The organism is Qipengyuania nanhaisediminis, assembly GCF_900115585.1.
Lineage (GTDB): Bacteria > Pseudomonadota > Alphaproteobacteria > Sphingomonadales > Sphingomonadaceae > Qipengyuania > Qipengyuania nanhaisediminis.
The window spans coordinates 507,104-526,854 of sequence record NZ_FOWZ01000001.1 but is presented as its reverse complement, the minus strand read 5'-3'; the positions used below and the strand labels follow the sequence as shown (position 1 = coordinate 526,854).

General features: G+C 62.1%; 25 protein-coding genes. 16 read left to right on the top strand and 9 right to left on the bottom strand.

Going from position 1 to position 19,751, the window contains the following annotated elements; translation table 11 throughout:
- The first annotated feature begins 131 nt into the window (after positions 1-131).
- The 9 genes from BM173_RS02700 (at position 132) to BM173_RS02660 (ending at position 6,068) form a co-directional block, all read left to right on the top strand.
- Positions 132-989 carry a pyruvate, water dikinase regulatory protein gene (locus tag BM173_RS02700; RefSeq protein WP_281247522.1) on the top strand — a complete coding sequence of 286 codons (858 nt, stop codon included), beginning with the start codon at positions 132-134 and terminating at the stop codon, positions 987-989.
- Positions 986-1,582, top strand: a complete 597-nt coding sequence (locus BM173_RS02695; protein WP_090477062.1) for a Maf family protein — start codon at positions 986-988, stop codon at positions 1,580-1,582. The genes BM173_RS02700 and BM173_RS02695 overlap by 4 nt, the downstream gene beginning before the upstream one ends.
- Positions 1,579-2,430: a shikimate dehydrogenase gene (aroE, locus tag BM173_RS02690; RefSeq protein WP_090477061.1), complete on the top strand. Its 852-nt coding sequence runs from the start codon at positions 1,579-1,581 to the stop codon at positions 2,428-2,430. Before BM173_RS02695 ends, aroE begins: the two co-directional genes overlap by 4 nt.
- Positions 2,427-3,029, top strand: coding sequence for a dephospho-CoA kinase (coaE, locus tag BM173_RS02685; RefSeq protein ID WP_090477059.1), 603 nt, complete (start codon positions 2,427-2,429; stop codon positions 3,027-3,029). Before aroE ends, coaE begins: the two co-directional genes overlap by 4 nt.
- Before the next feature lie 41 nt (positions 3,030-3,070).
- Complete coding sequence (gene dnaQ, locus BM173_RS02680; RefSeq protein ID WP_090477057.1) at positions 3,071-3,757, top strand: DNA polymerase III subunit epsilon; 687 nt, start codon at positions 3,071-3,073, stop codon at positions 3,755-3,757.
- Positions 3,758-3,824: 67 nt separating this feature from the next.
- Positions 3,825-4,394 carry a ribosome hibernation-promoting factor, HPF/YfiA family gene (gene hpf, locus BM173_RS02675; RefSeq protein WP_090477055.1) on the top strand — a complete coding sequence of 190 codons (570 nt, stop codon included), beginning with the start codon at positions 3,825-3,827 and terminating at the stop codon, positions 4,392-4,394.
- 18 nt (positions 4,395-4,412) lie between these two features.
- Positions 4,413-4,865 (top strand): PaaI family thioesterase, encoded by a 453-nt coding sequence (locus tag BM173_RS02670; protein WP_425438791.1) that lies wholly within the window; start codon positions 4,413-4,415, stop codon positions 4,863-4,865.
- On the top strand, positions 4,862-5,212 hold the full coding sequence (locus BM173_RS02665) for a DUF1491 family protein (RefSeq protein WP_090477052.1): 351 nt from the start codon (positions 4,862-4,864) through the stop codon (positions 5,210-5,212). The genes BM173_RS02670 and BM173_RS02665 overlap by 4 nt, the downstream gene beginning before the upstream one ends.
- 202 nt (positions 5,213-5,414) lie before the next feature.
- The gene (locus BM173_RS02660; protein WP_090477050.1) at positions 5,415-6,068 is read left to right on the top strand and encodes a cell wall hydrolase; all 654 of its coding nucleotides are present in this window, start codon (positions 5,415-5,417) and stop codon (positions 6,066-6,068) included.
- 64 nt (positions 6,069-6,132) lie between these two features.
- Here BM173_RS02660 and xth read toward each other — a convergent pair whose 3' ends face one another.
- Genes xth through BM173_RS02645 form a run of 3 tightly spaced genes read right to left on the bottom strand, consistent with a single transcriptional unit; the run spans position 6,133 to position 7,749 of the window.
- Positions 6,133-6,918 (bottom strand): exodeoxyribonuclease III, encoded by a 786-nt coding sequence (xth, locus tag BM173_RS02655; protein ID WP_090477049.1) that lies wholly within the window; start codon positions 6,916-6,918, stop codon positions 6,133-6,135.
- A gap of 38 nt (positions 6,919-6,956) precedes the next feature.
- Positions 6,957-7,286 carry a HesB/IscA family protein gene (locus BM173_RS02650; RefSeq protein WP_090478398.1) on the bottom strand — a complete coding sequence of 110 codons (330 nt, stop codon included), beginning with the start codon at positions 7,284-7,286 and terminating at the stop codon, positions 6,957-6,959.
- A 31-nt stretch (positions 7,287-7,317) separates the two neighbouring features.
- Complete coding sequence (locus tag BM173_RS02645; RefSeq protein WP_090477047.1) at positions 7,318-7,749, bottom strand: CBS domain-containing protein; 432 nt, start codon at positions 7,747-7,749, stop codon at positions 7,318-7,320.
- Positions 7,750-7,860: 111 nt separating this feature from the next.
- On the opposite strand from BM173_RS02645, the gene BM173_RS02640 reads away from it, so the two are divergent.
- Entirely contained in the window at positions 7,861-8,166 is a 306-nt protein-coding gene (locus tag BM173_RS02640; protein WP_090477045.1) for a hypothetical protein, read from the top strand.
- A gap of 8 nt (positions 8,167-8,174) precedes the next feature.
- On the opposite strand, the gene BM173_RS02635 is transcribed toward BM173_RS02640, so the two are convergent.
- From BM173_RS02635 to BM173_RS02615, 5 genes are read right to left on the bottom strand one after another with little or no spacing between them, the layout of a single operon-like run.
- Positions 8,175-8,543, bottom strand: coding sequence for a (2Fe-2S) ferredoxin domain-containing protein (locus BM173_RS02635; RefSeq protein ID WP_090477043.1), 369 nt, complete (start codon positions 8,541-8,543; stop codon positions 8,175-8,177).
- Positions 8,533-10,653: a dipeptidyl-peptidase 5 gene (locus tag BM173_RS02630; RefSeq protein ID WP_090477041.1), complete on the bottom strand. Its 2,121-nt coding sequence runs from the start codon at positions 10,651-10,653 to the stop codon at positions 8,533-8,535. Before BM173_RS02630 ends, BM173_RS02635 begins: the two co-directional genes overlap by 11 nt.
- Positions 10,654-10,695: 42 nt before the next feature.
- Positions 10,696-11,202 carry a DUF2497 domain-containing protein gene (locus BM173_RS02625; protein WP_090477039.1) on the bottom strand — a complete coding sequence of 169 codons (507 nt, stop codon included), beginning with the start codon at positions 11,200-11,202 and terminating at the stop codon, positions 10,696-10,698.
- 56 nt (positions 11,203-11,258) lie between these two features.
- Positions 11,259-12,761 (bottom strand): TolC family outer membrane protein, encoded by a 1,503-nt coding sequence (locus BM173_RS02620; protein ID WP_090477037.1) that lies wholly within the window; start codon positions 12,759-12,761, stop codon positions 11,259-11,261.
- Positions 12,762-13,361, bottom strand: coding sequence for a protein-L-isoaspartate O-methyltransferase family protein (locus tag BM173_RS02615; protein ID WP_090477035.1), 600 nt, complete (start codon positions 13,359-13,361; stop codon positions 12,762-12,764).
- 159 nt (positions 13,362-13,520) lie between these two features.
- Here BM173_RS02615 and BM173_RS02610 point away from each other — a divergent pair, with 159 nt between their 5' ends.
- From BM173_RS02610 to BM173_RS02600, 3 genes are all read left to right on the top strand, one after another.
- Complete coding sequence (locus BM173_RS02610; protein WP_090478397.1) at positions 13,521-15,038, top strand: fumarate hydratase; 1,518 nt, start codon at positions 13,521-13,523, stop codon at positions 15,036-15,038.
- A 99-nt stretch (positions 15,039-15,137) separates the two neighbouring features.
- Complete coding sequence (locus BM173_RS02605) at positions 15,138-16,364, top strand: sensor histidine kinase (RefSeq protein WP_090477032.1); 1,227 nt, start codon at positions 15,138-15,140, stop codon at positions 16,362-16,364.
- Positions 16,357-17,094 carry a LytR/AlgR family response regulator transcription factor gene (locus BM173_RS02600; protein ID WP_090477030.1) on the top strand — a complete coding sequence of 246 codons (738 nt, stop codon included), beginning with the start codon at positions 16,357-16,359 and terminating at the stop codon, positions 17,092-17,094. The genes BM173_RS02605 and BM173_RS02600 overlap by 8 nt, the downstream gene beginning before the upstream one ends.
- Positions 17,095-17,184: 90 nt before the next feature.
- Here BM173_RS02600 and BM173_RS02595 read toward each other — a convergent pair whose 3' ends face one another.
- Positions 17,185-17,490 carry a UrcA family protein gene (locus BM173_RS02595; protein WP_090477028.1) on the bottom strand — a complete coding sequence of 102 codons (306 nt, stop codon included), beginning with the start codon at positions 17,488-17,490 and terminating at the stop codon, positions 17,185-17,187.
- Between the two features lie 129 nt (positions 17,491-17,619).
- On the opposite strand from BM173_RS02595, the gene BM173_RS02590 reads away from it, so the two are divergent.
- The 3 genes from BM173_RS02590 to BM173_RS02580 are packed head-to-tail and all read left to right on the top strand — an operon-like array spanning position 17,620 to position 19,708.
- Positions 17,620-17,961: a hypothetical protein gene (locus tag BM173_RS02590; protein ID WP_245755731.1), complete on the top strand. Its 342-nt coding sequence runs from the start codon at positions 17,620-17,622 to the stop codon at positions 17,959-17,961.
- 39 nt (positions 17,962-18,000) lie between these two features.
- Entirely contained in the window at positions 18,001-18,858 is an 858-nt protein-coding gene (locus BM173_RS02585; protein WP_090477024.1) for a diacylglycerol kinase family protein, read from the top strand.
- Complete coding sequence (locus tag BM173_RS02580; protein WP_090477022.1) at positions 18,848-19,708, top strand: metallophosphoesterase family protein; 861 nt, start codon at positions 18,848-18,850, stop codon at positions 19,706-19,708. Before BM173_RS02585 ends, BM173_RS02580 begins: the two co-directional genes overlap by 11 nt.
- The last annotated feature ends 43 nt before the right edge of the window (positions 19,709-19,751 follow it).

Below are 19,751 nucleotides of genomic sequence, written 5' to 3'. Positions count from 1 at the left end.
CCTGCGCAAAAATTCCATTTGCTGTGCGGGAATCGCCCCCGAAGAGGACTCGCAATGGGGAGTGAATCGATCCCCGAACTTGTCGCCAGACTTGTGCCGTGGTTTATCCGGTGCTTCTCCACAGGCCGAAAGTGACCACCATCGCCGACCGTATCCATCTCCACCTCCTGTCCGATTCCACCGGCGAAACGCTTGAAATGCTGGCCAAGGCCGCGCTCGCCCAGTTCGACGATGCCGATGTCGTGCGCCATTTCTGGCCGATGGTCCGCTCGCGGCAGCATCTCGACAGGATCGTGCCGGAACTCAAGGCCAATCCTGGCCTCGTACTCTTCACCCTCGTCAATCCCGAAGCGCGTGCCCGCCTCGAAGAGGTATGTACGAAAAATGGCCTGCCCGCCGTGCCGATCCTCGACCGGGTGACCGAAGCGCTTGAGAAAGCGCTTGGCCAGGAAGCCCATGGAAGACCGGGGCGCCAGCACCAAATGGACAAGGCCTATTTCGAACGCGTCGAGGCTATCCAGTTCACGATCGCCCATGACGACGGGATCGGGTGGGAAAACTGGGAAGAAGCCGACATCATTCTCGCGGGCGTGTCACGTAGCTCCAAAACCCCGACAAGCATCTATCTGGCCAACCGCGGGTTCAAGGTCGCGAACATTCCGCTGGTTGTCGAGAGCCCCCCGCCCCCCAAGCTCTTCGAGCTGAGCAAGCCCCTGGTGGTTGGCCTTACGACCGCGCCAGAGCGGCTCGTCCAGATCCGCCGCAACCGCCTGCTCACGCTGAACGAACAGTCGCAGACCGCCTATATCGATAACGAGCGGGTCAAATCGGAAGTGGCCTTCGCGCGCCGGATGTTCGCCGACAATGGCTGGCCCGTTATCGACGTGACGCGCCGCTCGATCGAGGAAACGGCGGCCGCCATCATTCGCCTTTGCAGCGAGCGCAGCCACAAATCCGGTGGCGATTTCGAAGGGGTGAAGGCGATATGAGCGGCATTGCAGGCACCGGCATCGTGCTCGCCTCGAATTCCGCCTCGCGCAAGGCGATGCTGGATGCAGCCGGCGTTTCCTATTCGGCAAAGCCCGCCGATGTCGACGAACGTGGTTTGGAAGCGGAGATAGAAGGCGCCGATCCTGCGGAAATCGCGCAGGCTCTCGCCGCGGCAAAGGCGACCGGCGTGAAATCCGACTGTCTGGTCTTGGGCAGCGATTCCCTCGTCGAGGTCGATGGGCGCAGGTTCGACAAACCTGCAACCCGCGACCAGGCCGCCGAGCACCTGCGTTTCTTTTCGGGCAAGGTAATGACCTTGCACAGCGCTGCTGCGCTGGCACGAGACGGGAAGATCGTCTGGATGGGATCGGATTTCGCGCGCCTCAGAGTTCGGGAGCTGTCCGAGGATTTCATCGAAGCCTACCTCGATGCCGAATGGCCGGAAGTCTCCTACTGTGTCGGGGTTTTCCGGATCGAGGGTCCGGGCGTGCAATTGTTCGAAAGCATCATGGGCGACCAGTTTACCGTGTTGGGAATGCCGTTGCTCCAGGTTCTGGGCGCGCTGCGCGATGAAGGCGCCCTTCCCTCGTGAAGCCTTACGCAGAGGTCATCGGCGACCCGATCGCGCAGTCCAAGTCTCCTGCGATCCATGGCTTTTGGATCGAGAAGCTTGGGATCGAGGCCGAATATCGCGCCCACCACGTCGCATCGTCCGGTCTCGAAGGTTATCTTGTCGAACGGCGGGGGGACCCCGATTGGCGCGGGTGCAATGTCACCATGCCGCACAAGCAGGCGATAATCCCTTACCTCGACCGGATGGAGCCCCTCGCCAAGCGCGTGGGAGCGGTAAATACGGTCGTGAAGGCTCCTGACGGAGCGCTGGTAGGGCGTAACACGGATGTCGCAGGCTTTCTCGAACCTTTGCGATCGGAACTGTCGGGCACGCATTTTTTCCGGATGGCACGCATTCTGGGCACTGGAGGTGCAGCGCGTGCGATCGTGGCGGGTCTTGCGAAGGAAGGGTTCACTCTAGTCCTCGCCGGACGCAATACCGATAAGGCACGCGCTCTTCTCGACGAGCTGGCCGAAGGAGAACACCACGTCGCGCCGCTGTCGCATTTTGCCGAAGTGACGGACTTTGCCTTCGACGACCGGGACGGCTGCTGCGATTTGGTCATCAATGCCAGCCCACTGGGAATGCGCGGACAGCCCCCCCTGCCCTTCGACTGGAGCCATGCCCCACCCGGATCCATCGCCTATGACATCGTCACCGACCCGCTCGAGACAGCTTTCCTGAAGTCGGCGCGCGATGCGGGGCTGCAGACTATCGATGGCCTTTCCATGCTGATCGGTCAGGCCGCGGCCGCCTTTCGGTTTTTCTTCGGCACAGAGGCACCGCGAGAGCATGATGGCGAGCTGCGCAAAAGGCTGACCTCGTGACCCGTCCGACCATAATCGGCCTGACCGGCTCGATCGGGATGGGCAAATCCACGGTCGCCGAGATGTTCGAGCGTGCGGGCGTGCCGGTTTTCGATGCCGACAGGGAAGTGCGCAGGATGCAGGGCCCCGGCGGGAGGCTCGTCGCCGCTATCGAAGCTGAATTTCCGGGTAGCACCGATGAAACCGGGGTTCTGCGCGACAAGCTCGGCAAGCTGGTGTTCGGCGACAAAGCCGCCCTCGCCCGCCTCGAGGCCATCGTTCACCCGGCAGTCGCCGAAGAACGGGGGGCCTTCCTGATCGAACACGCTGGCCAGGACATGGTCGTCTTCGACATTCCGCTCCTGTTCGAGAAAGGAGGCTCCGAGGCGGTGGATGTGGTGGTCGTCGTCTCTGCCCCGGCCGAAGTCCAGCGCGAGCGCGTGCTGGCCCGGCCCGCGATGACGCCCGAGAAATTCGCGCACATACTGTCGCTTCAGGTTCCCGACGCAGATAAGCGCGCTCGCGCCGATCACATCATCGACACCGGGACAACGCTTTCGCAAACCGAACAGGCGGTGCGCACCCTCATCGATGAATTGCGCAGCCAGTCGCGAGTCTAAAATCCTTGTAATCCGCCAGCACGAGTCCGATAGTCCCTGCAATGCGCGAGATCGTTTTCGATACTGAGACCACCGGCCTTGATCCCAAGACAGGCGACCGGATGGTCGAAATCGGTTGCGTGGAAATGGTCAATCTCGTCCCGACGGGTGAGGTGTTCCACGCTTACTACAACCCGGAACGCGACATGCCCGCCGGAGCAGAAGCGGTGCACGGCTTGTCTGCGTCCTTCCTGTCCGACAAGCCTCTATTCCGCGATACGGCGCATGAATTGCTCGATTTCATTGGCGATGCACCGCTGATCGCGCACAATGCCGGCTTCGATTTCGCGTTTCTCAACGCCGAACTGGCCCTGTGCGAGCGCGAGGCGATCTGCATGAGCAGGATGGTCGACACCGTCGCCATGGCCAAGAAAAGGCACCCGGGCGCGAAATTGTCGCTGGATGCGCTGTGTTCGCGCTACGGCATCGATCGCAGCCATCGCGTCAAGCACGGCGCACTGCTCGATGCGGAATTGCTCGCCCAGGTCTATGTGGAACTCAAGGGCGGTCGCCAGATCGGCCTGGAGCTCGCGGCAGAGCGGGTGCAGGTCGTGGAACAGGATGTGGTCGCCGTTCGCCAGGCCCCGGACCGTCCGCGCCGCGAACCGCGGGCCCACGCGCCCAGCGAGGAAGAGCTTGCGCGCCACAGGAAATTCATGAGCGGGATCGAAAACCCGCTTTGGGGTTAGTTTCGTTGGAAGGCGCGGCGCATGTCGCCACGTTCCCGACCGGCATGCTGCGGTAAAGGAGAGAATTATGGATATTCGCGTCTCGGGTCATCAGATCGATACCGGCGCTGCGCTGCAGACCCATGTCGAAGACCGCATGCAAGGCATCGTCGACAAGTATTTCAACCGCGCGATTTCCTCGCACGTCACCTTCGGCAAGGCGGCTGGCGGCGCGTTCTCTTCGGACATCGTCACCCACGTCATGCAGGGCCTCATCCTCAAAGGTCATGCAGAGGCGCACGATATCCACCAGGCGTTCGACAAGGCGGCAACCAAGATCGAAAAGCAGCTCCGCCGCTACAAGAGGCGGATTCAGGACCGGCACGAGCAGGCACAATATGCCATGCGCGAGGAAGAGGCCGCCTATACGATCTTCGCCGCGCCCGAGCCCGAGAATGACGATGAGATCACTGCGGACAGCCCGCCGATCGTCGCAGAGACAAGCGCGATGATCCCCGAATGCTCCGTGGCCGATGCGGTCATGATGCTCGACCTGCAGAACACCAATGCGCTGCTGTTCAAGAACGGCGCTACGGAAGCGCACAACATGGTCTACCGCCGGCCCGATGGTTCGATCGGCTGGGTCGAGCCGCGCTGACGGGACATTTCGATGGCAATGTCTGGCAATAGCGGCGCGGAGGGTCACTGGCGCGCTCTTGAGGGATTGTACGCCTCTGCACCCGTAAACGGCCTGTTCGATTCTTCGCTCGAGATCACCGGGGAAGGCAGCGCGCGCATCACTTTCGATGTGACCGAGGCTGCCTATCATGCAGCCGGCGCAGCGCACGGGACGATCTACTTCAAGATGCTCGACGATGCGGCATTCTATGCGGCGAATACGCTGGTTACGGACCGTTTCCTGCTGACCACGTCCTTCAACCTCCATTTCACCAAGCCGGTCCGCGAAGGGCGCGTTACTGCGGAAGGGCGCTGGGTCAGCGGCAAGCGGCGCGTTTTTGTGGCCGAATCACGGTTGGTCGATGCCGAAGGTGACGAAATAGGCCGCGGCACGGGCACCTTCATGAAATCGCGCATCTCGCTCTCCGGCCTGCCGGGATATGCCGCTTGAGCCACGGCTTCGAAGACGCGCGCCTGCCGACACATATCGAGGTGAGCGGCCTGATACGCCAGGCCCAGGCCGCCGGAGGTTTTGCTACCGTACTTCAATCGGGCGAGCGCGATGCAGGAACGCTGGGCATATTAACCACACACAGTGGCAAAAATACAATGTTTTGGGAGCGAATGCCGCAGCTTGATGGGACACGCCGCTTTCAGGCGACAAAGCTGCAAGACACTGAAAACACGACGGATTTTGACGAGTATATCCGTCGCCGCATGGACCAGGACCCCGATCTTTGGATTTTGGAGCTGGATGGCCCCGAAATGGAACGGCTCATCGATTCCGACCCCCGTTAACTTGACACGGTTTCAATTGTGACTATTTGGCTGCCCAGCTTCGATGCGTAGGCGGCTTTGGACGACAATGGGGTCGGCAAGCTAGCACGCAGACGGGGAACGACCGGCAGGCTCGAAAAACGGATCTGAATACCATGGCGCAAGTAACGTGCCTCTGATCCCGGCCTGCGACTGCGAGTTCACCGCTTAGTCACTCGGAATAATGCGAAAGACTTACCTAGCCCTCGCGGCGAGCGCGGTTACGCTTGTTGCAAGTTTCGCCGGTGCAGAAGAAACCGGCTCCATCGCCTTCGCTGCTGAAGCGGATGGCGAGACGATCGTCTCCGAAACCGAACTGACCGATGAGGTCGTGCCGGTATTCGTCGAAGGCGAAGTCGTCCAAGAGCTTCCTGAAGAAACGGAAGCCACCCAAGAAATTCCCGCGGACGCGCCGAAGGCCGAGAGCCTGCACGCCCTGGTTTCCACCATGCCTGCAGCCGGACAGCTGTCGGAAGAGATGCGCTGCCTTGCAGGCGCCGTCTATTTCGAATCGCGCGGTGAGCCGCTCGAAGGCCAGCTGGCTGTTGCGCAGGTCGTCATCAACCGCAGCGAATCGCGTCAGTTCCCCTCCAGCTATTGCGGTGTGGTCTACCAGCGCGCCCAGTTCAGCTTCGTTCGCGGCGGTAAAATGCCGCGCATCAAGCAGGGCTCTGCTGCGTGGAAACGCGCCAAGGCTGTTGCGCGCATTGCGCACCAGGGCCTGTGGGACAGCGAAGCCGACGATTCGCTCTATTTCCATGCGAATTACGTCCGCCCCAGCTGGGCAAAGCGCAAGGTCGCTCGCGCCACAATCAAGACGCACATCTTTTACCGATAAATTTCCTTGGACGGGAATATGAGGCCGCTGCGCTCAGGCGTGGCGGCCTTTTGCTTTCGGGTTGTCAGTCGGCGATCTCAACCCAGACCGGCGTGTGGTCGCTGGACTTCTCGCGACCGCGATATTCCTTGTCTACGCCCGCTGCCGTCATCCTGTCGGCGAGTTCGGGCGAGAGCAACAGGTGGTCGATCCTGAAGCCATGGTCGCGCTGCCAGGCGCCTGCCTGGTAGTCCCAGTAAGTCCACACGCCGCCGCGCGGATTGAGTGTATCGATCGCATCGGTCCAGCCGTCACCAAGCAGCCTGAAATAGGCGTCGCGCGATTCCGGTTGCATCAACGCATCGGATGCCATCGCCTTGGGCGACCAAACGTCCTTGTCTTCCGGAATGACGTTGAAATCGCCCAGCACGACAGCAGGCACTTCTTCTTCCCACACGGCTTTCATGCGCGCGCGAAGCTTTTCCATCCACGCCAGCTTGTAATCGAACTTCGGGCCCGGATGCGGATTGCCGTTGGGCAGGTAGAGATTGCAGATGCGCACCCCGTTCACTTCGGCTTCGAGATAGCGGGCCTGTTCGCCTTCGCCATCCTTGGGTCCGTCGATGCCCAGCCCGCGCTGGATTTCGACCGGCTTCACGCCATCGGCCAGGATCGCGACGCCGTTGAAGCTCTTCTGCCCATGCCAGATGGCATGATAGCCGATGCTTTCGAATTCTTCGGCCGGAAAGCCCTCGTCCATCGTCTTGATTTCCTGCAGGCAGGCGACGGATGGGCGGGTTTCTTCAAGCCACTCCTTGAGGCGTGGAAGGCGGGCCTTGATCCCGTTGATGTTGAAAGTGGCGATACGCATGGGCGAACTGATGCCCGAAAGCGCCGCGCGGGTCTAACCTAAATCCCGAAGCTCGAACCGCATCCACACCCGGCCGCAGCCTGGGGGTTCTCTACCTTGAATGCCGCGCCGCCGAGGGATTCGACGAAGTCCACTGTGCTTCCCGCGACCAGATCGAGACTTACAGGGTCCACCACGAGGCGCACTCCATCGGTTTCGCTCACGCTGTCGTCCGCATCGGGACCGTCGGAAAGATCGAACTTGTACTGGAAGCCGGAGCACCCGCCGCCTTCCACGGAAAGGCGCAGGATGGCAGGTTTCGCCTGCTTTTCGGCAATGGCCGCGACTCGCGCAGCTGCCGAGGGGGTAAGGGTGAGCATATCGGCCATGTCGGTCATGTAGGGAGCAGGTCGGCCCTGCTCAAGCGTGCGTGATGTAATCCCGCAAGGCCTCGGCTTCGTGCTGGACCTCGTCGAAACGTGACTTAACGAGGTCGCCGATCGAGATGAAGCCGCACATCGCCTCACTCTCGATCACCGGAAGGTGGCGAATGCGACGACGCGTCATGAGCGCCAGGGCGTCGTCGATGAGCGTTGCACGCTCGACGGTAATCGCCGGGGAGGTCATCACGTTTCCGACACGCTGATCGAGGCAGCTTTGCCCCTCTTCGGCCAAGCGGTGAATTACATCGCGTTCGGAAAAAATTCCTGCGACACGGCCCTGTTCGAGCACGGGGAGGGCGCCGATCCGCTTCTCCGCCAGGATGCGAACGGCATCGCGCACGGTCTGACCCACTTCCACCGAGATGATGTCCGAACTTGCCCGACCCTCGATAAGTGTGCCGATATTCATGCGCGCCTCCGTGTTCTGCCTGTCGGAAGAATGCCATTTTTTGCCTGCTTTGGCGAGTCGGGCGCATCACGCTTGTTGAAGAGCCGTGCCGCAATCGCCATGAGAAGGGCCATGACCAGACATTCGCCGCTCGATGATCCGGAACAGGCTGCATATGCCTGGGCGCGTTTTCGCCGCCTCATGCGCTTCCTGTTCCTGCTGACCGTCGGCATCGTCGCGATTGCCATGGCGCTGCTGTACAAGCAGGGGAGCGCGGCTTCCGTGCATTACTACATCGCCATCGCGCTCGGCATCGGTTTCACGATGCTGCTGACAGGCGCGCTGATGGGATTGATGTTCCTGTCGTCCGGTACGGGACACGATGAATCGGTCGAAGACCCGACCCGCGAGAGTTGGCAGGACAAGGACGCGGACTAGGACAGAGGCTATTCGGGCGCGTGAAGCCGGTATTCTTCTACCGGAACACCGCCGATCAGGTGGCGCTGGATGATCGCCTCGAGGACTTCCTCGTTGCAGGAGTGGTACCAGACGTTCTCCGGCCACACGACAGCAATCGGCCCTTTCGCGCAAATCTGGAGGCAATCCGCCTTGCTACGCTGGACTGTCGCTTCCCGGCCGACGAGGCCGAGTTCCTTCATCCTCTTCTTGAGATAGTTCCAGGCCGCCTTGCCGTCCTCGCGCGAGCAGCATTTCTGCTTCTCGCTGACGGCGCACAGGAAAATCTGCCGCTCGACACTGCCCGCTCCGATCTTGGCAAAGGCGCGCCGGGCTTTCTCCAGCGACTTACTCACTATCGCTTTCCGGCTTCAGCCAGCGGTCGAGCCAGGCGAATACGGTGTCATGCCACTGCAACGAGTTCTTCGCGCCGAGAACCCAGTGGTTTTCGGTCGGGAAGACCAGCAACTGGCTCGGGATCTGGCGCTCCTGCAAGGCGGTGAAGCTGGCGAGGCCTTGCGTATAAGGCACGCGGAAGTCCTGCTCGCCGGTAATGACGAGCATGGGTGTCTGCCAGTTCTCGACGTAGTTCACCGGGTTCCAGCGCTCATAGGCTTCGCTGTTTTCGGCATAGGAGCCTCCGAATTCCCACTTGGGAAACCACAGCTCTTCCGTCGTGTAATAGAAGCTGCGCATGTCGAAGAGGCCGTCGTGCTGGACGAGGCAGTCGAACCGGTCGGGCCATTGTCCGGCGATCCAGTTCATCATGTAACCGCCGTAACTTGCACCCATTGCACAGGCGCGAGTGCCATCGATCTGGCTGTCCTTCTCCAGCGCTGCGGCGAGGCCCAGTTGCAGGTCTTCGAGGGGCTTTCCGCCCCAATCATTGCGGATGCTATCGGTGAAGGCCTGCCCGTAGCCCGTCGAGCCATGGAAATCGACGGAGATGACCGCATAACCCTGGCTGGCGACAACGCGGGGGTTCCACCGGCTCGACCAGCCGTCGTTGAACGATCCTTGGGGGCCGCCGTGCACATAAAGGATAGCGGGCATGGGCCCTTCGTGACCGTCGAGCTTGGTAATCTGGCCCCACACGGTATCGCCACCCGCGCCTGTGAAACTGAAGCGTTCGACCACGACAGGAGCGAGCCGTTCCATCACGTCGGCCGCGACCTGCGTCATCGGCTTGGCTTGGCCCCAGTCACGCGACAGGTACAATTCGGACGGCGCACCGATCGAATTGCGTGTGAACACGAGATCACCGCCGTGCAGCGGTGTGATGTCTGAAATACGCGCCTCGTTCCCGGCCATCAGATCGAGCCGTTCGACCGACCCGTCGCGCGGATCGATGCGGTATGCGGGCGTATCGAGCACGTCCTGCGCCCCGGCAACCAGCCAGCGCGAATCCGGCGTCCAGGCGAGGCTCTGGAAACTGCGGTCGAAGGCTGAGGTAAGGGCGGTCGTCACGCCGGTCTTGAGATCGCGCAGCATGACCACCTGGCGGTCGGCCTCGTAGGTGGGGCGCGCCATGGCGACATAGGCCAGATACTGGCCGTCGGGCGAGGGTGTGGGAAGCGCATCGAGAGCTTCGTTCGCGGCGGTCAGGTTGACCGGCGCATTGCCGGACAGGTCCGAAAACCAGATGTCGAGATTGGTGGAGTAGGGCTCGCCCGCGCCGGTTTCGCGCGCGGTAAAGAACATGCTCTTGCCATCGCTCGACCATGCGACGTCTTCTCCGCCGCCGAAGGGCATCGTCGGGGTGTCGCCGTTCGGGCCGCCCGCACCCAGCGGGCCGTCGACAGCCGTACCCGTGCCTGTGGCGACACCGTTTTCGATCGGGAAGGTAAAGACACGGCTGAGCGTGCCGGGCGTCTCCCAGCTATCCCAATGCCGGTAAAATCCGCCGTCGCCTTCGTAGAGCCGACCGTTGCCGGGCCCCGGGAGGTGCGCCTTCGCGCTGTCATCGCAATCGATGGCGGTGCAGGTGCGCGCAATGTCGGTCCAGATCGCGATATGCTCACCACCGGGCGAGACGCTGTATCCGTGAACTGCGCGGGGCAGCGCGGTGACCTGGGACTTGTCGGAAACCGTGCCGTCCGCAGCGATCCGTGCGCGCCAGACCTGGCTCGTCGCATCGTCTCCCTCGCCGTCGGCGATGAAATAGAGCCAGTTGTCGTCGGCGAAGGACGCCGATCCGCCATCGATGTCGAGTGCGATAGGGGCGCTGTCCGGCTCTGCAAGCGAGCGGAGGTACAGAGTGCTGGTTCGCTTGTAGCTTTCCGGGTCGGTGGTCGTCACCGCGTAGACCGCGTGCGTCCCTTCGGGATTCACCGCCGGGCTTCCGAGGCGCGGCATGGTCACGAGATCCTGCGCGCTCATCGGGGCAGCTGCGTCTTGCGCAGCGAGCGGCGTGGCGAGGAGCGCGAGTGCGCTAGCGAGCGGGAGTGCGGCCCGGATGTTCTTCGTCATGGCGCGCGGTGTAGCGCGCACAAGTGCGCAAGGGTAGGGGGATTAGCTCTTCTTGCCGGCGATGCGGGCGATCTCTGCCTTCACGAGGTCTTCGACCATCCCGGGCAGGTTGTTGTCGAGCCATTCCGCCAGCATCGGGCGCAGCATATCGCGTACCAGGCCCTCGAGCGAAGTTTCGCCCTGACGCACGATCTGCGGCTGCTTGCCGGGCTGCGAAAGCATGGCGAGCGCGGCAAAGTTATCGCGCATGGCCTGACGGGTATCGCCGCGGGTCAGGGCGTCCGCGTCGTCATCATCCTCGTCAGAAGCGTAAGCGTCCGCATTGCTGGAATGGGCTACATCGACAGCGATCTCTTCGCCGAGATCGTTGCCCAGCTCGAGCACGTCTTCCGCTTCCTGCTCGTCGACGGGTTCGCTGATTTCGGCTGGCGCTGCACGGCGGCTGCGACGCTCGGCGATCATCTCGCTGCGCTCTTCGCTATCGCGTGCGATGACTTTCTTGATCGAGTCGAGGATTTCCTCGACCGAAGGTTCGCCCTGCTGTCCCATGCCTGTCCCTGTTGCCTCCAACGAATCCCGAATCGGGACGCTTGGTATAGACCAGCCTAGTCGGCCGAGTCAGCAGTTTCGGGAATTTCCGCAGTCGCAGCAGGGACATCCACCGTCCTCGGGGACTGCGCGACCGGGTCGGGATCCCGCGCCCAGTCGAAGATATTGCCGCTCACGCGGTCGTAATTGACGACCGGATCGTAGAGGACACCTTCGTCCGCAAGACCCAGATCGCGCGCTTCGGCACGGCCCATTGCAGCGAGGAGGCTGAAGCCTGCGACATAGGCATTGCGGCGCGCGGTCACGAGCTGGACGCGGCTTTGCAGCAATTCCTGTTCGGCATTGAGCACGTCGAGGATCGTCCGGTTGCCGATCGAGTTTTCCGCCCTCACGCCTTCGAGGCTCAGTTCGGCGGCGGAGACGGCGGATTGCGAACTTTCGATGATAGCGAGGCTGGCCTGCCAGCTCGACCACGAGGCCCTGACCTGCGCAATCACGTCGCGTTCTGCGGCGATGACGTTTTCGAGCGCAGCGGAAGCGCGGGCCTGCGCCTGGCGCTGGAGCGCTGCCGTCCGGCCGCCTTGGAAGATCGGGAGGCGGAGGGAGACACCCATCGATGCTCCGGCTGCCGTCTGGTCGCTGGGCACGATCGGGCTATCCGGATCGGTCGGGTCGAGGCGCCCGTCGGCCACACTGCCAAGGAAGTTCTGGTAATCGTAGCCGGCGAAGACGGATACCCGCGGGAGCCGGCCCGAACCGGCCACGTCGATATCGTAGCCTGCGGCGGCGGCCCGTTCGCGCGCGGCGATCAGGTCCGGATTCGATTCCAGCGCGATATCGACAGCCGTCGATAGGTCTTCCGGGAAGCCCGGAAGCGGGGGAGGGGGGGCGAGCTCGCTAGGGGCGTCGCCTACGAGGGCGATGTAGGTCTCGCGCGCGGCAATGAGGTTGGCTTGCGCGCTACGAAGATCGCCCTGGGCGACGGCGAGGCGCGCCTGCGATTGGGCAACATCGGTGCGCGTCAGGTCGCCGATCTCGAATCGGTCGCTCGTTGCATCGACGTTGATCGAGAGCACGTTCACCTGGTTGGCCGAAAGAGCGACCAGTGCCTGGCCGCGCAGCACGTCCATATAGGCGGCGACGACCTGGCTGAAGATGGCGCTTTCTGTGGCGCGCAGGTCGGCCCGGCCGGCATCGACACGTTCCTTGGCGGATCGAACGGCATTCTTGACCGCCCCGCCGGAATAGATCGGGACGCCGAGATCGACCCCGGCAGTCAGCGAACGGCCTGGAGCGAAGAAACTGGTCGAGTTCTGCTTGAGGACCTCGGTATAAGTCGAGCTGGCATCGACCGAGGGCAACCCGGCCGCGCGTTCCAGCGGCACGCCGGCGTCGGTCGCCCTCAGCTGGGCGCGCGCAGCCTCGAGGGTGGGGTTATTCAGATAGGCGTCCGTCAGCGCTTCCTGAAGCGTGTCTGCGTGTGCAACACCCTGCGGTACGGCTAACGCTGCGACAGCTGCCGAAAGCGCCAGGACTGTACGGACCCCTCCCGAATTCATTCAGAAACTCCAGCTTTCCGGTTTGTCGAATGCGCCGAGGCGGGGAACGCCCATTTCGGCGAGCGGCAAGAGCGCCAGCGCCTTGCCCGATTTGCGTCCGGTGGCGAGGCGGGTCACGCCGCGCTCGACCAGACCGGTTACGATGCGCCCTTCTTCGGCCACCAGCTTGGCCACATTGGCGGGGACGTGCTCTACGGCACCGTCGATCAGGACGAGTGTGTAATCGCCCTTTTTCTTCGTTGCCGCAGCCTTGTCCGCGCTCAACACCTCGACCGAGCCGACCAGCGGTTCGATCAGGGCTGGCAAATATCCGCTGCCGCCATCGATCACGAGAACCCTGTCCTCGCTCGAAGGGCGTGCTTCGGCCAGCATCGCACCGTGAAACAGCGGTGCAGGCAGGAAGCCGCCATCGGCAAGCCGGATGGCGCGGTCCATATAGGCCGTGCCCTTGGCGTTGTCGGGTACGAAGTCTTCGCGCGGCACGGTCCCCATGCGTTCGATGACGAAAGCCTCGTTGACACCGCTGGTGCGCAACTGGCTGTCGATCATCGCCTTGCGGGCGACGGAGAAATCGGGGCGAGTGGTCGTTGTAGTGTTCATGGCTATCCGCGAGCTGTATTGCAGTAATAACACGCTTATGCAAGCTCCCGTTGCCTTAGGCGCAAGACCCGTTGCTTCCAAGCGCTTTGACCGATGGCCTCAATCGCGCCTATCGGGGAGCGCAAATCTGCAACATGGGAACGCGCGGCGATGAGCGACATGACAACCATCAAGGAACAGGACCTGATCGAGAGCGTCGCCGACGCTCTGCAATACATCTCCTATTATCACCCGATGGATTACATCCGCGCCCTGGGCGAGGCGTATGAGGCGGAGAAGGGCCCGGCGGCAAAGGACGCGATCGCGCAGATCCTGACGAACAGTCGCATGTGCGCGGAAGGTCATCGTCCGATTTGCCAGGACACGGGCATCGTCAATGTCTTCGTGAAATGGGGCATGAATTGCCGGCTCGATTCGAAGCGTTCCCTCCAAGAAGTCGTCGATGAGGGCGTGCGCCAGGCATACAACCATCCGGACAACAAGCTGCGCGCCTCGATCCTTGCCGATCCCGCCTTCACCCGCCGCAACACGCGCGACAACACGCCCAGCGTACTCTCGGTTGAAATGGTCCCCGGCGATACTGTCGAGATCGACGTCGCAGCCAAGGGCGGCGGCAGCGAGAACAAGTCCAAGTTCAAGATGATGAACCCATCCGACAACATCGTCGACTGGGTGGTCGAACAGCTTCCCTCCATGGGTGCGGGCTGGTGCCCTCCGGGTATGCTCGGGATCGGCATCGGGGGCACGGCCGAACACTGCATGAAGCTGGCCAAGCTGTCGCTGATGGACCCGATTGACATGGGGCAGCTCAAGCAGCGCGGTGCGCAGACTGACCTCGAACAGCTGCGGATCGATATCTTCGATGCGGTCAATGCGCAGGGCATCGGTGCCCAGGGGCTGGGCGGCCTGTCGACCGTGCTCGATGTGAAAATCATGGATGCGCCCTGCCATGCGGCGGGAAAGCCGGTGGCGATGATTCCCAATTGCGCCGCGACGCGTCATGCGCATTTCACGCTCGACGGATCGGGTCCCGCCTATCTCGACCCGCCGAACATCGACGAATACCCGCAGGTCACGTGGAAGCCGGATTCGGCCGCACGGCGCGTGGACCTTAATTCGCTGACGCAGGAAGAGGTCGCCAGCTGGAAACATGGCGATCGCCTGCTCCTGTCTGGCAAGATGCTGACCGGGCGCGATGCCGCGCACAAGCGGATCAAGGACATGCTGGAGGCCGGTGAAGAGCTTCCCGTCGAATTCAAGGGCAGGGCGATCTACTATGTCGGCCCGGTCGATCCGGTCATGGGCGAGGTCGTCGGTCCCGCGGGTCCGACCACTGCCACGCGCATGGACAAGTTCACCGAGATGATGCTCGACCTCGGCCTTCTCGCCATGATCGGAAAGGCCGAACGCGGCCATGACGCGGTCGAGGTCATCAGCAGATTCAAGGTGGCCTACCTCATGGCCACCGGCGGGGCCGCCTATCTGGTCAGCCGAGCGATCAAGGGAGCAGAGGTCGTCGCTTTCGAAGATCTCGGCATGGAGGCGATCTACGAGTTCGAAGTTCAGGACATGCCTGTCACCGTTGCCGTGGATAGCGAAGGCAAGAATGTCCATACGCTCGCACCGGCCGAATGGCGTCGGCGCATAGCGGAAAACGATCTCGAACCCGCCGAATAGCATTCATCATCGACCAACGGCATGAGCCGTTCGACCGCCGGACTTCCCTTGTGACCGGCAGACAGGCACATAGGGCCTGTTTTGAACGCTGAACGCCAGATGAATTCGGAAGTCGCCAATGTCCCGGTCAGGACGGTCCTCGTCTCGATCGCGGGGCTGTGGCTGGCCTATTTCCTGCTGATCACAGCCCGCGGTGCGGTTGTCGGTCTGGAAATGCAGGACGCGCTGCTGTGGCGCCGTTTCCTGGTCTGTGTCGCGGGGGCGGGGGTAACCGTCCTGCTGTGGCTATGTATCCGGCTCTTCATGCGCCACACGCTGGCGGTGAAGATGTGGGTGGCCATCGTCATGGCCGCGCCTGCCTCGCTGCTGATTGCGCAGATCAACACCATGGTTTTCTCGCCCATCGAAGACCAGGTCCGGCAGGAAATAGGCGCGAAGAGGGGCCTAAATATCCGCCGCGACGAATCGGGTAACCTTCTCCTCGATGTGCCCGCGCCCATTCCCGATAACGGAGGAGCGGGCGACGGATCACCCGATGCCGATAGCCAGACCGTCACGGCATCCATCGTAATCGAACCGGCACCGACTGCTGCCGACACCTGGCGCCGACTGACGGACCTCGCGCTCAGCCGCTATTTCCTGCTGCTCGCGTGGGCCGCGCTCTATCTGGCAATGTTCGCCGGAGTTCAGGCCAGGGCCGCAGAGCGCAGGGGCGAGCGGTTCAGGAGTGCGGCGAAGGCGGCCGAGCTGCGCAGCTTGCGTTATCAGGTCAATCCGCACTTCCTGTTCAATACGCTCAATTCCCTTTCAGCCTTGGTGATGACCGGCAAGGAGGATCGCGCCGAACAGATGATCCAGTCGATCTCGCGGTTCTATCGCCACTCTCTCGCCGACGATTCCACCGGCGATGTAACGCTCGAAGACGAAATCGACCTGCAGGAGCACTACCTCGAGATTGAGTCTGTTCGTTTCCCCGAGCGGCTGAAGGTCGATGTCGACCTTCCCCGAGACCTTGCCCAGTTGAAAGTGCCCGGCATGATCTTGCAGCCGCTAGTCGAAAATTCGGTCAAGTACGGGGTTTCGGCCAGCAACAAGCCGGTGACCATCAGGATCGTCGCGCGCGAGGAATACGGCCGGCTGGTGCTGCGTGTCAGTGACGACGGTCCGGGAATGCCAAGCGGGCACAAGGGCGGCTTCGGAATCGGCCTCGCCAATGTACGCGATCGTCTGGAGGCGCGGTTCGGGAACGAGGCATCGATCACATCCGGCGCATCGCTCGACGGTTATGAAACAGAACTCCGACTACCGATGGTGAAGCATGGCTGACGAGAACGGCGATAAACTCAAAACCCTGATCGTCGATGACGAGCCGCTTGCGGTTGAGCGCATGCAGGTGATCTGCGCGAAAATGGAAGACCTTTCGGTCGTGGGCACTGCCAGCGACGGTGCGCAGGCGCTGCGCTTGATCGAGGCCCTGGGCCCCGACCTGATCCTGCTCGACATGACCATGCCCGAGGTAGATGGCCTTTCCGTCGCCCGCGAACTGGCCGGCCAAGACGAACGGCCGGCGGTCGTATTCGTTACCGCGCACGATAACTACGCGGTCGAGGCCTTCGACCTCGACGCAGTCGATTATGTGCTGAAGCCGGTCAAACCGGAAAGGCTGGAGCGCGCAATCCAGCGCGCCCTGTCACGGCGCACCGATACCGAGCGCAGCGAGAGCAAATGGCTCGAGGAATTGTGGATCCCGCATCGTAGCGAACTCATTCGGATCGAAACCGATGAAGTAAGCCGCATCGATGCCGAACGCGATTACGTGCGCCTGCACGTCGGAGACAGGTCCTATCTCCTGCTGCAGACGATCGCGGGGTTGGAAAAGCGGCTGGACCCGGCGAAATTCATCCGCATCCACCGTTCGACCATCCTCAAGAAGGAACACATCAAGGGCCTGCGCCACGATGGGCTTGGCGTGTGGTCGGTGGAAATGGATGACGGTGAGGCACTGCGCATCGGGCGGACTTACCTGCCCAAGGTCAAGGCGATGGCGGGCCGTTAATAGTCTGGCGAGTTACCTGGGAAAAGGGAGGACCCCGACCGGGGGACTGCATTCCGATCGGGGTCCAGAGGATTAGACGGACTGGGGGTATCAGCCGCCTCTTGCGTGCCGTTCTACGACGGCAGCAAACTGGGCATCGATCGTTTCCTTGGTTTCATCATAGCAGCGCTGGGAATCGCGGCTGCGGATGCGCGATCCGAGGCGCGTTTCGTCGAGGCCGCAAACCTTCCGTGCTGCCGCTTCGATGCGGAATTCCAGGCGTTCCAGGCCTTCCGGCGAGGACAGGTTGAGGTCGCGATATTCGACTGAAATCGTTTCTTCCTGCGCCTTGTTTGCAGATGCGGCTCCGGGCGCTGCAAGGGCAATGGCGGCGAGCATAATCAGGGGGGTCTTCATAACATCTCTCCAGTTGGCGGCAGGCCCCGGGTGTCTAGGGGGACTGTTGGGGTAGGGCCTGCCGCTGCACACCGTATTACTCAGCTACAACTGTAGTCGCACGCCTGTATCGACCGGCGGCGACGGCGATTGGACGATTTGCGTTCAACCTCCGACGAAGCGCGATTCGCAATCTGCGAACGACAAGCCTATTCTTTCGCCCCTATGCTTCTGGTTGTTCTTTTCGTTCTTGGGGTCGCAAATTTTGCCGTTCATCGGGCCGTGCTCGACAGTGGACACCCCATGCTCGATGCGCTCCCCGGCTTTTACCGCAGCGCCGGAGGCCGCATGTCGCTCGGCTTCGAGTTTTTAGTGTTGCTGGCCGCGATGCTTCTGGCGGGTAACGGATGGCCCGGCGCGGTCACTGCGTATGGCGTCTATAGCGTGCTGAATCTCGGGACGGCGTGGCTGGTTTTGTCGGGCCGGATATAGCCGCAGGGAACCGCCTCGGAGCTGGCGCGCTAAACCCCTATGCCGACTGAGGAAACCATCTGGCTTCTGTGCAACGCCGAAAGCGGCAGCAATAGCGACGCTGCGCTTGAAACGCTCGACACCTATTGCTGCGATCACGGCTTTAACATCTCGCGGCGGATATGCTTCCCGGACGAAGAACTGCCGAACGCCGAAGACCTCGAAAATGCCGGGATCGAACGCCTCGCCATCTTCACGGGGGACGGCACGTTGAATGCGGCCATCACCAATCTCTACGGATGGTCAGGTGAAATCCTCGTGCTGCCGGGAGGCACGATGAACCTCCTGTGCAAGAGGTTGCACGGTGAAGACGCCGATCTCGAAACGATTGTGACGCGTGTTGCCAAGGGCGCAGGACGCAGGGTCAGGCCCAATATCGCACGCTGCGAAGCGGGCGATGCACTCGCAGGGCTGCTTGTGGGGCCGGCAACCGCTTGGGGCGATGTGCGCGAGGCCATGCGCGACGTGGACGTCGCCGCGCTCTCAGAAGAAACCGGCGACGCGGTCGCGCAGACCGCGGGAGGTGACAAGATTCATTGTCTCGAGCCCGCGCTCGGGCGCAGGGACGGCTATCCCCTGGTTGAAATCACACCATCCCATCGCGGTATGCAGCTCGACGGGTATTACGCCGACACGACGACGGATTACCTGCGCCACGGTTTCTCCCTCTTGCGCCGCAGGTTCCGAGAGGGCCCTCACGAAAGGCTCGGCCTCGTCGACGAGATGGTGTTCGAAAGCCAGCAGAAGCAGGATATTCCCGTCCTCGTGGATGGGGAGAAGGGCAAAGTGAGCGCCGGATCCGCATTCACGGTGGCTGCATGCGAGGTTGATCTGCTAGCGACACACCATGGCTACTGACGCACGGCGCATATTCCATCTTTCGGACATTCATTTCGGGCTCGAAAACAATCGCGCCCTCGACTGGGTGAAACAGGAGATTTCAGAGAAGCGTCCCGACGCCGTGGCGATTACCGGCGACTTGACCATGCGGGCGCGACATCGTGAATTCGCGGCGGCGACAAGCTGGATCAATTCGCTGGACGCCCCGGTGACTGTCGAAGTCGGCAATCACGACATGCCGTATTTCAACCCGATCGAACGCTTCTTAGATCCATATCGCCGCTTTCGTGGAATGAGCGAGAAGGTCGAACGCGAAATCGACCTGGGCTGTCTCGCCATAATACCCCTGAAGACAGCTGTGCGCGCACAGCCGCGACTGAACTGGTCCAAGGGATGGGTCACCGACGCCGCTCTCGAAAAATGCCTGCGGATGATCGACAACCTGCCAGCGGGCGAGAAGGCTCTTGTCACAGTGCATCACCCGCTTCGCGAGGTTGGCACGCAAGGGACTGCGCTGACGAAGAACGGTGACAAGGCGCTGCGCGAACTGGCAAAACGTCCGGTCGCGGCCGTCTTATCCGGTCACGTGCATGACGCCTTTGATATTCTCGAGGACACGGTAGAGGGCCCCGTCCGGATGATCGGTGCCGGTACGCTGTCGAAGAGGACGCGGTCTACACCGCCCAGCTTCAACGAAATTGCGTGGGACGGCGAGCGGCTTTCTGTCACAGTGCGCAATCTGGAGGACGTGCAGACCGGTGACATGCAGATCGACGATGTCCCTGAAAATGCACTGCCTCCCCGCAGCCCGGGAGAGCCGGTCGCTCCCGTCCGGCAAATCCCTCGGGTTGACCCGCCGGTTCACTGATCGTCGCCTAAGCAGATTTTAACCAGTTTCTGCGATGTCGGTT

Excerpts from the sequence above, each read along its gene's own strand:
- BM173_RS02695 (WP_090477062.1), top strand. The coding sequence starts at position 986 with ATGAGCGGCATTGCAGGCACCGGCATCGTGCTCGCCTCGAATTCCGCC.
- dnaQ (WP_090477057.1), top strand. The coding sequence starts at position 3,071 with ATGCGCGAGATCGTTTTCGATACTGAGACCACCGGCCTTGATCCCAAG.
- hpf (WP_090477055.1), top strand. The coding sequence starts at position 3,825 with ATGGATATTCGCGTCTCGGGTCATCAGATCGATACCGGCGCTGCGCTG.
- BM173_RS02670 (WP_425438791.1), top strand. The coding sequence starts at position 4,413 with ATGTCTGGCAATAGCGGCGCGGAGGGTCACTGGCGCGCTCTTGAGGGA.
- BM173_RS02660 (WP_090477050.1), top strand. The coding sequence starts at position 5,415 with ATGCGAAAGACTTACCTAGCCCTCGCGGCGAGCGCGGTTACGCTTGTT.
- xth (WP_090477049.1), bottom strand. The coding sequence starts at position 6,918 with ATGCGTATCGCCACTTTCAACATCAACGGGATCAAGGCCCGCCTTCCA.
- BM173_RS02650 (WP_090478398.1), bottom strand. The coding sequence starts at position 7,286 with ATGGCCGATATGCTCACCCTTACCCCCTCGGCAGCTGCGCGAGTCGCG.
- BM173_RS02645 (WP_090477047.1), bottom strand. The coding sequence starts at position 7,749 with ATGAATATCGGCACACTTATCGAGGGTCGGGCAAGTTCGGACATCATC.
- BM173_RS02640 (WP_090477045.1), top strand. The coding sequence starts at position 7,861 with ATGACCAGACATTCGCCGCTCGATGATCCGGAACAGGCTGCATATGCC.
- BM173_RS02630 (WP_090477041.1), bottom strand. The coding sequence starts at position 10,653 with ATGACGAAGAACATCCGGGCCGCACTCCCGCTCGCTAGCGCACTCGCG.
- BM173_RS02625 (WP_090477039.1), bottom strand. The coding sequence starts at position 11,202 with ATGGGACAGCAGGGCGAACCTTCGGTCGAGGAAATCCTCGACTCGATC.
- BM173_RS02620 (WP_090477037.1), bottom strand. The coding sequence starts at position 12,761 with ATGAATTCGGGAGGGGTCCGTACAGTCCTGGCGCTTTCGGCAGCTGTC.
- BM173_RS02615 (WP_090477035.1), bottom strand. The coding sequence starts at position 13,361 with ATGAACACTACAACGACCACTCGCCCCGATTTCTCCGTCGCCCGCAAG.
- BM173_RS02610 (WP_090478397.1), top strand. The coding sequence starts at position 13,521 with ATGACAACCATCAAGGAACAGGACCTGATCGAGAGCGTCGCCGACGCT.
- BM173_RS02605 (WP_090477032.1), top strand. The coding sequence starts at position 15,138 with ATGAATTCGGAAGTCGCCAATGTCCCGGTCAGGACGGTCCTCGTCTCG.
- BM173_RS02600 (WP_090477030.1), top strand. The coding sequence starts at position 16,357 with ATGGCTGACGAGAACGGCGATAAACTCAAAACCCTGATCGTCGATGAC.
- BM173_RS02595 (WP_090477028.1), bottom strand. The coding sequence starts at position 17,490 with ATGAAGACCCCCCTGATTATGCTCGCCGCCATTGCCCTTGCAGCGCCC.
- BM173_RS02585 (WP_090477024.1), top strand. The coding sequence starts at position 18,001 with ATGCCGACTGAGGAAACCATCTGGCTTCTGTGCAACGCCGAAAGCGGC.
- BM173_RS02580 (WP_090477022.1), top strand. The coding sequence starts at position 18,848 with ATGGCTACTGACGCACGGCGCATATTCCATCTTTCGGACATTCATTTC.